The following is a 13,273-nucleotide window of genomic DNA, read 5'->3' on the forward strand; positions in this document are numbered from 1 at the left end:
GACATAGATGGATTTATTAAATATACAAGATCAGTTGAATACAGAGTTTTCCAAAGAAGAAACTCGTATTATATTCTGGTTTGATGATAAAGGAGAATATGAAGACGAAGTATCTGAACTGCAATTGGATAATGCAAAATTACATATTTTGGATGGAGTAAACTGGTTTTATTCCAAATGGTTATTAAATGAATCAGATACAGAGAGTAAGTATCTTGTATATGCACCATTTCCAAAACCAAGTGATGTAGAGAATCCATTGGCAGATATGTATTATTACTCGGTTCCGTACTACACGGACCGGGTATCCCAGATGTCGCAGGAAATTGGAATTGATAACCGATTTAAAGAACATCTGGCACAGTACAGTAACTTCTGGAAAAATAAGAATCGTATCGAGAAGTTTAAGGAGCTTGGCATAGACCATTTCAATGTGGAAACTATTGATATTGGTCTTATTGCCGTGCTTACAGATGTGAAGACTCCCAATTTTGAAGAGATTACAAGACAGTTATTATTAAACGATAGCGCTGCATACATGAAAGCACTTGAGGATAATGGACTTTTAGAAAAGTTTTGGGAGTTATGTGAGAAGTATTTCGGATATCAGTCTGAAAATCCGAACGTAGATGATCTGGCAGCATGTATGATCTTGACTTATGCTTCAGTAGCATTGAAAGATACGTTGCCGGCTGTGCTGAAATCTTACGTTTTGAAAAAAAAGAATGATGTGGTGGTCTTTGTCCGGAATCTGATGGACAATGTACTTTATCAGGATGCGTATGATGCGTTATCAGAAAAAGTGGACAAGACATTACGAGTTGTATCCAGAATCCGGGATGAATTGAAAAAGGATGCGGACAAAGCAAAAGATCAGTCTGCACAGCTTCTGGATATCGCAAACTGCGATGCTTTTCGAGGACTGGATAATATCTTAATTGACTGGGTACTGGATCAGCTGAATGATGAAATCCTGGATGCTCAGATTGATGGCATGAACATTGCACAGATTGCAGAGCAGCGAACAGCAAAGTCCTGTCATTTTGGAAATGTATATAAAAAAGAATATCAGGCAATCAAATATGCTTACCAGATGATGAAGGCGGTATCTGTTCAGGAAGTGACCAGTGATATTAAGACTATGGTAGCCGATTATCAGAAACAGACATATTTGGTTGATTCTTATTATAGATGGTTTTACAGTGCCTATGACTGTATAGAAGAAAAAGAGAGATTTTCACAGGTAAGAGAACGGATTGAGAATATGTATTCCTTTACTTATCTGCAGAAAGTAACACCGAAATGGAATCAGGAATTGTCAGATAATCTGATGGCAGATACCGGATTAAAACGTCAGGAAGATTTTTATCGTAATTACCTGAAGGCTTATGAAGGAAAGAATCGTGTCATCGTTATTATTTCTGATGCTTTCCGGTATGAGTGTGCAAAGGAATTGATGGAACGATTAGAATTGGATGAAAAATGCACACCGAAATTGGAGTGTATGATTAGTGGACTACCGTCTGTAACCTCAGTGGGAATGGCAAGTCTTTTACCACATAAGGAATTACAGGTAGATGATAAGTTGAATGTCACAGTAGACGGACAGAGTTGCGGTGATCAGGCATCCAGAGACAAGATCTTAAAAGCACAGAATGAAAATAATGTGGCATTAGCTTTTGATGAAGTGGCAAGTGCAAATAAAGAGAAGATCCGTGAATTGCTGCAGAAAAAGAATATCGTATATATTTATCACAATCAGGTGGATGCGCGTGGTGATAAGTCTGCCAGTGAAAATGAAGTATTTACAGCGTGTTCAGAAGCAATCGAAGAGATTCATAAGTTGATCAAGAAACTGACCAGCTATATATCGGCACCGAAATTCTTTATCACAGCAGATCATGGCTTCTTGTATAAGAGAGACAAGCTACATGAATTTGATAAAGTATCCTATGACCGGGAAATTTGCGCATATTCCAATAAACGGTTCTTACTTACAACACAAAAAGTAAACGAACCGGGAATGAAGTCCAGATTGATGGCATATATGAATAACTTATATGTGACGACACCGATTGGAGCAGACATATTCAAAGTAGCCGGTGGTGGACAGAACTATGTACATGGTGGTTCTTCTCTTCAGGAAATGTTGATTCCGGTAATTGAACTGACAACAAATACCAGAGCAGTTGTTTGCGATTATGTAGACGTGATACTGACCTCTGTGAACCGAAAAGTAACGAATCTGATTACTTACTTTGATTTTATCCAGACAGAAAAAGTGACTGATACCATGAAAGCAAGAAGTCTGGTGGCATACTTTACGACGGAAGGTGGAGAAAAGATATCTTTTGATGTACCGATTGTTGCAAACAGCCGGGAAGATGCACCGGAGAAAAGAACATTCCATGAGAAATTTACATTGAAGTCCAGAGAATATAAGTATGGTGACAAGTACTATCTGGTACTGGCAGATGTGAATGATGAGAAGAATATTTTACAGCAATATGAATTCATGATTGATATTGCATTTGTGGATGATTTTGGGTTTTAGTTGATAAGTTGAAGATGAGGAGGTCAAGATATGTTAAGAAAATTACACATACAAAATTTCAAAGGGTGGAAAGATACAGGAATGTTTGATTTAGCCCCTATAACAGTATTATTTGGTAGTAATAGTTCTGGTAAATCTAGTATTGGGCAGTTTTTGGTTATGTTGAAACAAACTGTAAGACAATCGGATAGAAAAACTGTGTTATTGTTGAATGGAGACTCTGTGGATTTGGGATCTGTATCGGATATATTTTATGCTCATGATTTAGAGGGAAATATGAAATTTGAATTTCGCTGGGATATGGATACTAAAGCAGTAATTGAAAATTCTAATAAGAGAGAAAGCTATAATCAAATTGAATTTGAGGGTGACATTCAAGTAAGTGATCCGGAAACGCAATATCTGGAAGTAAATGAGTTCAAATATCGATTGTATAATGACGAAACGCTTAAGTTAACGGTAGGAATGAAAAAAGAAACAGAAGAGGAGAGTAATAGAAATTATGTTTTAGATTCAGATCGTGATTTTAAAAGAACAAAAGCAGGAAGGGGCTGGAAATTAACAGAGCCAGTAAAATTTTATGGGTTTTCGGATGCTGCTTTAGCCTACTATAAGGATTCCGACTTCCTTCAAGATTTGAATCTCCATCAGGAAGATTTTTTCTCCAAATTTTATTATTTGGGACCTATGCGTACAAAAACTAAAAGAAGTTATAGTTGGTCTGGTGTTAATCCTGAAAGTGTCGGTGATGCAGGAGAGAATACAATAGCGGCAATTTTATCTGCGAAGAAACAAAATAAAAAATTGAAATTTCCACATAGCAATTATAAGGAATTTGAAGTTATAATCAGTGAATCATTGAAAAAGATGGGGTTGATAGAGGAGTATAGAATTGAAAAAATAGGAGAGAGACAAGAATATGAAGTAAAAGTTAGAATAAAAGGGGCAGATCAATTTGTGGGATTGCCAGATGTAGGATTTGGAGTTTCACAGGTTTTACCAGTAATTGTTCAATTATTTTATGCCCCGGACAATTCGGTTATTTTTATTGAACAGCCAGAAATTCACCTTCATCCTAATGCACAGGCACTATTGGCAGATGTAATAATAGATGCTATTAACATGCGTGAAAATCAGAAAAAACGTAGAGTACAAGTTATAATAGAAACACATTCTGAACATTTGTTAAGAAGATTGCAACGTAGGATATCGGAAGAAGAAATTAAAACATCAGATGTGAAAGCATATTTTGCAAAGAATAATCAGAAGTCATCTCAACTGGAGGAACTAAATGTTGATGAGTATGGAAACATATTAAATTGGCCGGATGGTTTCTTTGGAGACATGGAAAAGGACATGTATGAACAAGCAATGCGTGCAATGGACAGACGAATTGCCAAGGAGAATATTTAATATGAATAAAATAATTTTAGATACGAATGTTCCAGCTAAAGCAGCGGTTGCTCCTGAGTTGTGTCCAGCGGAAGAACTAAAGATGCAAAAGGCATGTATGGAGTATATTGGAGAACTTACAAAAAATAAAGATAAAAAACTGGTGCTGGATTTGGATCATGAAATATGGAAGGAATACCATACAAATGTATATGGAAATAGCAACATGGGAAAAATCTTTTTTAAATGGTTGTACGAATATTATGCAACAATTTTGCCAGAGGATAATATAAAATTGCATAAAGATTCAGAAGGAAAATATCAGGAATTTCCATACGATGAGGATACGCAGGAATTTGATGAAAGTGATAAAAAATTTGTTGCATTATCTAATGCGCATCAAGAAAAACCACCAATTATTGAAGCTGCAGATGGCAAATGGCTTGGCTATGAGAAAAGTTTTGCAAAATATGGTATACATATACAATTTTTAGATAGGGATTATGCTCAAAAAATGTATGAGCAAAAAATCTTAAATAAGAGGGCTGATTAAATGTTTTTTAAGTTTCCATCTACTCCATATATTGAAACAGATATGAGTTTTCAAAGAAGTGATAAAATTTTATCAAAAAGTGAAGTAAGGGATATTTTAAGCAAACCTGTCACAATAGAAGAAAAAATAGATGGTGCTAATCTGGGAATTTCTTTTACCGCTAATGGAGAGATTCGGTTACAAAACCGTGGCTCATATCTTATGAAACCATTTGAGGGACAGTGGAAACCATTGAATAATTGGATAAACTGTCATGAAGAAAAAATATTTGATGTGTTAATGGATGAGTTTATCCTTTACGGAGAATGGTGTTATGCTAAGCATTCAGTTTATTATGATAATTTACCGGATTGGTTTATAGGATTTGATATTTTCGACATTAAAAGAAGACGTTTTTTGTCGGTTCAACAAAGAAATCTTATGTTGAATCAGATGAATGTGAAAATAGTTCCGAAACTTGGATTTGGTACCTATAATGTATGTGATTTGTCAACTTTTTTCAAAAAATCAAAATATGGAAAGGATTATTGTGAGGGGATATACATTCGCCAAGATGAAGATGGATATTTGAAATACAGAGCCAAAATGGTAAGAAAAGAATTCAAACAAAATATTGTAGAACACTGGTCGAAAGGAAGACTCCAATGTAACAAAGTTCATTGGAACTGATGATTGCAATTATATTTATACAAGAAATTTATAGTAGCTATGAAGGAGAAGCCAATCATGAACGAGTATGAAACTTCTTCGGATAATATAACCGAAGACAAGCGAGAAGAAATAAAACAAAAGCTCCGTCAATACTATGACGGTCGTATAGTACGAAAGGATTTAACAAAATCTATCCGTGAAGGCGCTAATGTTCCGGTCTATGTGCTGGAATACCTCCTCGGACAGTACTGTAATTCCGATGATGATGAAATCATTGAAGAAGGGGTAGAGAACGTAAAGCGTATTTTGAGAGATAATTATGTGCGCCCGGATGAAGCACAGAAGATTCTCTCTCTTTTGCGTGAAAGAGGTAGTTATACCGTGATTGACCGTATTACGGTTGTGTTAAATACGAAAGAAGATCGTTATGAAGCTACTTTCTCTAACCTGGGTGTGAAAGGAATTCCGATTCACCCGGATTATGTGAAAGATTATGACAGACTGCTCTGTGGTGGTATCTGGTGTATCCTGCAGATGGAGTATGAGTTTATTGAGGAAGATAAGAAGAATACACAACCAATCCGTATCCGTAAGCTGACACCAATCCAGATGCCGCATGTGGATATGGATGAAGTGAGAAATGGAAGAAAAGCATTTACAAAAGAGGAATGGATGGATATCCTGCTTCGTTCGACTGGTTTGGAGCCTGAAAGCTTTAGTGAGAGAGCAAAATGGCTGTTGATTGCACGTATGATTCCATTGGTAGAGAATAACTTCAACCTTTGCGAGTTGGGACCACGTTCTACCGGTAAATCTTACATATATGAGCAGATTTCTCCGAATAGTATTCTGGTTGCCGGAGGGCAGACAACAGTTGCTAATCTCTTCTATAACATGTCCAACCATACAGTAGGTCTTGTGGGAATGTGGGATTGCGTGGCTTTTGATGAGGTTGCCGGCATTAAATTCAAGGATAAAGATGGTATCCAGATCATGAAGGGATATATGGCATCCGGAGCATTTTCACGAGGAAAAGCAGAGATTCAGGCAAAGGCTTCTATGGTATTTGTAGGAAATATCAACCAGAGTGTGGATACCCTTTTGAAGACATCCAGTTTATTTGATCCATTTCCACCAGAAATGGGAACAGATACTGCATTTCTGGATCGTATGCATTGCTATATTCCAGGCTGGGAGATTCCGAAATATAGGCCAGATTCATTCACCAATGATTATGGATTTATTACAGATTATCTGTCTGAGTTTATGCGTGAGTTGCGTAAAGATAGCTACAGTGATCTGATGGACAAGTATTTCCGTCTTGGAAACAACCTGAATCAGCGTGATACCATTGCAGTCCGCAAGATGATTTCCGGATTTACAAAACTGTTGTATCCGGATGGAGAGGTAACGAAAGAAGAATTGCGTGAAATTGTGGAGATTTCACTGGAACTTCGTCGCAGAGTCAAAGAGCAGTTGAAAAAGATCGGCGGCATGGAGTTCTATGATGTGAATTTCTCTTATACAGATAATGACAGTTTTGAGGAGCATTATGTTTCCGTTCCAGAGCAGGGCGGCGGCAAGTTAATTCCGGAAGGCATGGGAAAACCAGGATCTGTTTATACCGTTTCCAAATCAAAGACAGGTATGATCGGTTGCTATATGCTGGAAACACAGATGATGCCTGGAAATGGAAAGCTGACTTGTACTGGCATTGGATCAGGAAAAGAGCCGAAAGAGGCAACAAATACAGCATTTAATTATTTGAAAGCAAATGGAAACCGTATTTCCGGTCAGATCAGTACCACAACAAAGGATTATATCATTAACTATCAGGATATGCAGGGCATTGGAATGACAGGAAACCTGGCATTGCCGACGTTAATTGCAATCTGTTCCGCAGCACTTGGAAAGACACCATTGAACAGCCTTGCAATTCTTGGTGAAATCAGTATTGGAGGTACTCTGATCAAGGTAGATGAGCTGGCAAGTACACTGCAAGTATGTCTAGACAGTGGAGCGAAGAAAGTATTATTGCCAATTACTTCTGCAGGTGATCTGGGAACTGTACCATCAGATTTGGTTGGTGCATTTAGCTTGATTTTCTATTCTTCCGCAGAAGAAGCAGTATTTAAAGCACTTGGTGTGGAATAAGACATGAGAATAGTACAAAAGCAGATAAGAAGGTGATGAGTTATTTTTGAACAGGATTTTGAAGAGATGTTGCGGCAACACCAGGCATTTCTTGATGATAGAAAGAAATTTACGGCATTGGTAAAAGACTTATTTCCAGATCAGGCGAAGAATGTCAATTTATTGCTGATGGCATATAACATGGGAATTGCGCAGGATATTCAGACTGCATCCCACATCAATAATACCTTTGCATTCCGATATGTGAAGCAGCTTATGGACGATTTTGGCATGAGCCGTGTTAATGCAGACTGGATTGTTTCAGTATGGTGTGCATGCTATGGGGCAAAAGTGCTGGGAAAAGCCTGTGACATTTCCATTCAGAAGCAGGGAAGCGGACCGGCAATTCAAGGAGAACAGTCATCTTCTGGCAGATCTTATGGGGATCTATTTACATATGAAAAAAGCCGTAGAGGAAAAGGTCTTGCAGTGACTGGATTTCGTGGAGATAAGAACAAAACGATTATTTTTCAGAATAAATCCGGGAATACGCCGGTGGTGGAGATCGCAGATGACAGCTTCAGTAATTCTCCGACAGAGGAAGCCATTCTGACAGAAGGAATATCCTATATTGGACGAAATGCTTTCTCGGAATGTAACAAACTGCATCAGGTGGTATTACCGATCAGTATCGAAGAGATTGAAGATTTTGCTTTTGAAAATTGTAGCAGTCTTAAATCAATCTCGTTGCCTATGGCATTAAAGACAATTGGGGATGGTGCGTTGAAAGGAACTGGCTTGCGGACAATCGAGATTCCTAAGAGAGTGTTCTGGTTAGGTGATGGATTGCTGGCAGACTGTCAGTCTATGGAGAGAGTGACAATTCCTGAGAATATAGGTAAAATACCAGATCGTATGTTTGAAGGCTGTACGAATCTAAAAAAAGTGGAATTACATGAAAAACTAGGAGTCATCGGTGAACGTGCATTTTTTGGCTGCAGTTCCTTAGATTTTATTGTGATCCCGGACAGTGTAAAACAGATCGGGCAGGATGCTTTTACTAATACAGATAAACAGTTTATTATTCAATGTTCTTTTGGCTCTTATGCAGAGGAATATGCCAGAAAGAACAAATTCAAATATCAGCTGGTATAGCATAAGTTTCAGATTGTCGCCTGCTATGCGACAACGAAAGAGAAGATTTACGGTATATTGACTGGGTAAAGAGGTGAGAGGATGGGACTTTTTGATGCACTATTTGGAAATCGGAACCAGATTCCTACGGTGACAACGATTTTGCCAGATGCGGCAAGACAGGAGATTATTGCCGGCAGACTTCCAATTTTAAATACAGACAAACTGTTCCTGAAACGTGGAGAGAAAATCCATTTTATTGATAAGGCAGTTAATCTGGAAGAAAAGACAGTAAAGCAGTATCGGCATTATGGGCATAGTAGTCCCGGATTATTTGAAGGAACTCGTTGGAGTTCTGGAAGAGGAAAGACTGTTGAACATACAGAACTTGTGCAGCACCGGGGAATCTTATATATAACGAATCAGAGAATTGTATTTCAGGCAACCAAATGGGGATTTGATAAGACCTATCGTTATCTGACCGCAATTACTCCATACAGCAATGCCTGTGAAATGCAGTTTGGAAATAAATCTTATTGCATGATCGTGGCGGATGGAAGTGTAGTAAATCAGGTATTGCAGTTGATCAAACAAAGGAGGCAGATACCATAATGGAAGGACAATTAAAAAATGGAACAATTCTCACTTCAGAGAGTGGAAATAAGTATGAGGTAGTCAGTCTTCTGGGAGCCGGTGGACAGGGAGAAGTCTATGATGTGAAATGTGGCAGCAATCATTATGCTTTGAAATGGTACTTTAAGGGAAGTGCTACCGAGCGTCAGAAAAAGATTCTGGAAACAATTATTGCAAAAGGTTCACCGGATGAAAGTTTTCTCTGGCCTATGGAGCTGATTGTACCTGCTAAAAGTGATCTATACGGTTATATCATGCCTCTTCGACCGAAAAATTATAAAAGTATCGTGGATCTGATGAAGAAACGTGTAAATCCATCTTTTTATACGCTGTGCAGAACTGCTTTTAATTTGACCAGAGGTTATCAGAAACTACATGCTATGGGAGCTAAGTACCAGGATATTTCTTTCGGAAACTTATTCTTTAATCCGGATAATGGAGATGTACTGATTTGTGACAATGACAACGTATCCTTTGATAACAGCAAGCCAGGTGGAGTCCTTGGTACACCGGGATTTATGGCACCAGAGATTGTAAGAGGAGAAAAACGACCATCCAAAGATACAGACCGATATTCACTTTCCGTGCTGTTGTTTTATCTTTTTATGGTGAATCATCCACTGGAAGGAAAATTGGAAGCAAGTATTCGATGTATGGATATGGCAGCCAGAGTGAAACTGTATGGTACAGATCCGGTATTTATCTTTGATCCGAATAATAAGACGAACAGACCGGTGAAAGGAATTCATGATAACGCTACCATTTACTGGCCGTTATATCCGGAAAAACTGAGACAGATGTTTACGAAAGCATTTACAGTTGGATTGAATGAGCCAAGCAAACGTATTACGGAGCCGGAATGGATGACGTTATTCTCTAACATGATGAGCGGAATGTTGCAGTGTTCCTGTGGTGCACAGCTTTTTTATGATGAAGATTTGGAAGCGAAAGGTGTAACACATACCTGCTGGAACTGTGGAAAAGCTGTACAGGTACCCAATAAGATCATCATTGGGAAAAATCAGGTACTGTTAAATCAGAATACAAAGTTGTTACATCATCATGTTTACGATGATTTTGATATGGATACAGTCGTAGGATCCGTGGTTCAGAATCCGAAGAACCCGGCACTCTGGGGAATCCGAAATGAAGATAAAGTGAACTGGACGTATCAGAAAGCAGACGGTACACAGATCCCGGTTGCACCAGGAAAAACAGCCGGGATTGCAAAAGGTGTAAAGATTATATTCCCTGAATCAACAGGGGAGTTCAGATAATCGCTTAAAGGAGAATGGGGAATGGTATCAGAGGATAAAATGCAAGAAGAGATTGATAAAGCAACAGCAGCCTTGGGAATGCAAAAGGAGTTAGATCTTTATTCAATATTGCTTAGAATTAAGTATGCTAAAGATAGAGAAGAAGTAATTGATAGAGAAGTTAAAGTTTGCAGAGCAAAGTTGGAACATGCATGGCAAATAGATAAGAAGATACTTGATGATTTACAAGTTGGATGTGAAAAGATAGGGGGATAAGAAGATGGAAGTATTACAAAGACCAGGTGGAGAATTGGCAACAAGACCGATTCATTTCTTTTGGGTAGTAGATTGTTCAGGATCTATGTACAGAGAGAAAATTGGAATCGTTAACAATACAATTCAGGAGTGCATACCGGAAATGCGTTCGGCAGCGGACAATAATCCGAATGCACAGCTTTTAATCCGTGCCTTACAGTTCTCATCAGGTGCAAGCTGGATTACAACCACTCCGGTACCTGTTGAAGATTATGGATGGGAAGATATGGATGCAAATGGGCTGACAGAGCTGGGGAAAGCATTTGATCTTTTAGCGGCACAGCTGAGCATTCCGCCAATGCCGGAAAGAGCATTACCGCCGGTTATAGTACTTCTTTCTGATGGACAACCTACAGATGATTATAAAAGAAGTCTGGAAAAATTGAAAAAATTACCATGGTTTAGAAAAGCAGTTAAAATTGCAATTTCCATTGGTCAAGATGCAGATGATGACGTGTTAGTTGAGTTTTGTGGGAATAATGAATTGGTTTTACAGGCAAATAATGCGGCAGCCCTTGCAAAAATGATTAAATGGGCATCTACGACAGCATCTATGGTATCGGCTCCATCAAGCAAGCCAATAAACTCTGTACCAGCTTCTGCACCAGTGGCTACTGCATCTGGAACAGCATCAGGAGCTTCCGTAGCTGCTTCCGCACCGGCAGATGATCCTTTTGGGCCTGTAAACAATGGGGCACCGCTGGTACTTGATATGAGTAACATTCCAAATCCAGATGATTTTGATGAAGGCGCTGTCTGGTAAGAAGAGGAGGAGTCGGATGAAACGCTATATATGTGATGGAATCGTCAAAGGTGCGACTCATGTAAGAAATCAAACGCCTTGCCAGGACAATAAACGAATCGTAGAAATATCAGATAAAATTGCGATCATTGCAGTTGCAGACGGACATGGAAGTTCCAAATGTCCCAGAAGTGACAGAGGATCTATGATTGCTGTGAATTCTTTCTATGAAGTGATGAAGAACTATCTGAAAGTCTATGGAGAGGATGAAACAGGACTGTCTAATCTAATCACTTTCCTTAATCGGGAAGGTGACATGCGCTTCGCTCAGGATGTATGTGAAGAATGGCAGGCAAGGGTGAAACAGTCTTTTTATAAAAATAAAGTAGATGGAATGACCGATGAAGATGGAAATATTAAGTGGCCATCCGTATTTTCTCTGTACGGAACAACGCTGCTTGGAATGCTAGTGACAGACAGCTTTGTATTTTCCTTCCAGATCGGAGATGGTGATATCAGTGTTGTGTTAAAAGATGAAGTCGCACCGCTGGTAGAACCAGAGAAATTCCTTGGAACAGAAACACATTCCCTTTCAAAACCGGATGCATGGAGAAAAGCAGTGGCATCGGTGCGGAGACGGGAAATGGAAAGTAAAGAGCCATATATGTATATTCTTTCTACAGATGGATTTGCAAACAGTTATACTTCTGATGAAGAGTACCAGAAGACATGTAAGGATTATCTGCAGATGATTCAAGAGCATGGAACTGAGACTGTACAGGCAAATCTGAAGAACTGGCTGACAGAGACCAGTGAACTTGGGTGCGGGGATGATATCACAGTTGTTATGGTGTATTTTGCAAAAGAGTAAGGGAGTCACAGGAAAATGATTGTAGATCGCTATTATTATCACCAATTAAATAAACAAGAGCAGGCGATCTATAAAGCATTTTACAAAGGTGTAATGTCACATCAGGAGATTATTCCAATTCCAGTGCGTGGAGAATTTAGCCAAGAGAGTTTTGAGCGTATATTCATGGCAATGACGAGGGATAATCCATTGATTTACTTTTTAAACCAGTCAGCTTGCAGTACCGCCAGTGATATGTTTGGACGTCTTGCGATATGTCCGCAGTATTTTTTTACGAAAGAAAAGGTAAAAGAATATAACCGAAAAATTGAAAAAATGGTAAATGAACTTGCAGGAAAGCTGCAGTTGCTGGAATGTAATGATTATGAAAAAGAACTTCGTGTGCACGATTGGATTTGTCGGAATATTGAATATGATTATGAAGGAAGCGATAAGAATAAGCTATCCAGAGTGATTGCTTCACACAATATTCTTGGTGTTTTTGCACATCATAAAGCTCAATGCGAAGGAATTGCTAAAGCAGTAAAGGTTCTTCTGAACGCAGTTGATGTGAAGTGTATCGTTGCAACCGGTGATTCAATAAAAAGCGGACAGTGTGTGTCTCATGCATGGAATATTGTGGATATTGATGGAGAGCCGTATCAGTTAGATGTTACCTGGGATATAAGTACAACAGGGCAGAATAAGCAGTACGTGGTATATGATTACTTTAATCTGACAGATGAGTTAATGAATCAGGATCACAAAGCAGATAGTAACTTACCGATATGTAGAAGCAAGAAAGCGAATTATTATGTGCAGAGAGGCTGTTCCTTTCAGATGCGGCACCGGCTTATGGCATATATAGACAGGTTGATTGCGAAAAATGAAAAGATATATGAATTTCGTGCGGAAGGCAGATTGAATAAATCTGCCATAGAGAAGGAAGTAGCTGATTATATCGTACAGAAATTGCAGGCGGCTGGAAGAAGTTATGGTAGAGTAAGAACAAGTTCTAACAGAGGACTTGGAATACACCGTATAGAACTATTATGAAGAG

The 13,273-nt window shown here is 38.7% G+C and carries 12 protein-coding genes; all 12 read left to right on the forward strand.

Annotation, left to right across the window (positions count from 1 at the left end; all coding sequences use genetic code 11):
- Positions 1–7: 7 nt before the first annotated feature.
- The 12 genes from pglZ to ACYPXO_RS00485 all read left to right on the forward strand — a co-directional run bounded on the left by pglZ (position 8) and on the right by ACYPXO_RS00485 (position 13,269).
- Complete coding sequence (pglZ, locus tag ACYPXO_RS00430; RefSeq protein WP_459638783.1) at positions 8–2,554, forward strand: BREX-1 system phosphatase PglZ type A; 2,547 nt, start codon at positions 8–10, stop codon at positions 2,552–2,554.
- A gap of 30 nt (positions 2,555–2,584) precedes the next feature.
- Positions 2,585–3,967, forward strand: coding sequence for a DUF3696 domain-containing protein (locus tag ACYPXO_RS00435; protein WP_459638784.1), 1,383 nt, complete (start codon positions 2,585–2,587; stop codon positions 3,965–3,967).
- A 1-nt stretch (position 3,968) separates the two neighbouring features.
- On the forward strand, positions 3,969–4,499 hold the full coding sequence (locus ACYPXO_RS00440) for a hypothetical protein (RefSeq protein WP_459638785.1): 531 nt from the start codon (positions 3,969–3,971) through the stop codon (positions 4,497–4,499).
- On the forward strand, positions 4,500–5,168 hold the full coding sequence (locus ACYPXO_RS00445) for an RNA ligase family protein (protein WP_459638786.1): 669 nt from the start codon (positions 4,500–4,502) through the stop codon (positions 5,166–5,168).
- A 57-nt stretch (positions 5,169–5,225) separates the two neighbouring features.
- Positions 5,226–7,304, forward strand: a complete 2,079-nt coding sequence (brxL, locus tag ACYPXO_RS00450; protein WP_459638787.1) for a protease Lon-related BREX system protein BrxL — start codon at positions 5,226–5,228, stop codon at positions 7,302–7,304.
- Positions 7,305–7,370: 66 nt separating this feature from the next.
- Positions 7,371–8,438, forward strand: a complete 1,068-nt coding sequence (locus ACYPXO_RS00455; protein ID WP_459638788.1) for a leucine-rich repeat domain-containing protein — start codon at positions 7,371–7,373, stop codon at positions 8,436–8,438.
- 81 nt (positions 8,439–8,519) lie between these two features.
- Complete coding sequence (locus ACYPXO_RS00460; protein WP_022038035.1) at positions 8,520–9,029, forward strand: hypothetical protein; 510 nt, start codon at positions 8,520–8,522, stop codon at positions 9,027–9,029.
- Positions 9,029–10,327 carry a protein kinase domain-containing protein gene (locus tag ACYPXO_RS00465; protein ID WP_459638789.1) on the forward strand — a complete coding sequence of 433 codons (1,299 nt, stop codon included), beginning with the start codon at positions 9,029–9,031 and terminating at the stop codon, positions 10,325–10,327. Before ACYPXO_RS00460 ends, ACYPXO_RS00465 begins: the two co-directional genes overlap by 1 nt.
- A gap of 21 nt (positions 10,328–10,348) precedes the next feature.
- Positions 10,349–10,582 (forward strand): hypothetical protein, encoded by a 234-nt coding sequence (locus ACYPXO_RS00470; protein ID WP_373241168.1) that lies wholly within the window; start codon positions 10,349–10,351, stop codon positions 10,580–10,582.
- 4 nt (positions 10,583–10,586) lie between these two features.
- On the forward strand, positions 10,587–11,384 hold the full coding sequence (locus tag ACYPXO_RS00475; RefSeq protein WP_459638790.1) for a vWA domain-containing protein: 798 nt from the start codon (positions 10,587–10,589) through the stop codon (positions 11,382–11,384).
- 16 nt (positions 11,385–11,400) lie between these two features.
- Complete coding sequence (locus tag ACYPXO_RS00480) at positions 11,401–12,234, forward strand: PP2C family serine/threonine-protein phosphatase (RefSeq protein ID WP_459638791.1); 834 nt, start codon at positions 11,401–11,403, stop codon at positions 12,232–12,234.
- A 15-nt stretch (positions 12,235–12,249) separates the two neighbouring features.
- A complete protein-coding gene (locus ACYPXO_RS00485) occupies positions 12,250–13,269 on the forward strand; it encodes a transglutaminase domain-containing protein (RefSeq protein WP_459638792.1) in 1,020 nt (339 codons plus the stop codon).
- The last annotated feature ends 4 nt before the right edge of the window (positions 13,270–13,273 follow it).

It is taken from the genome of Faecalimonas canis, assembly GCF_054601575.1.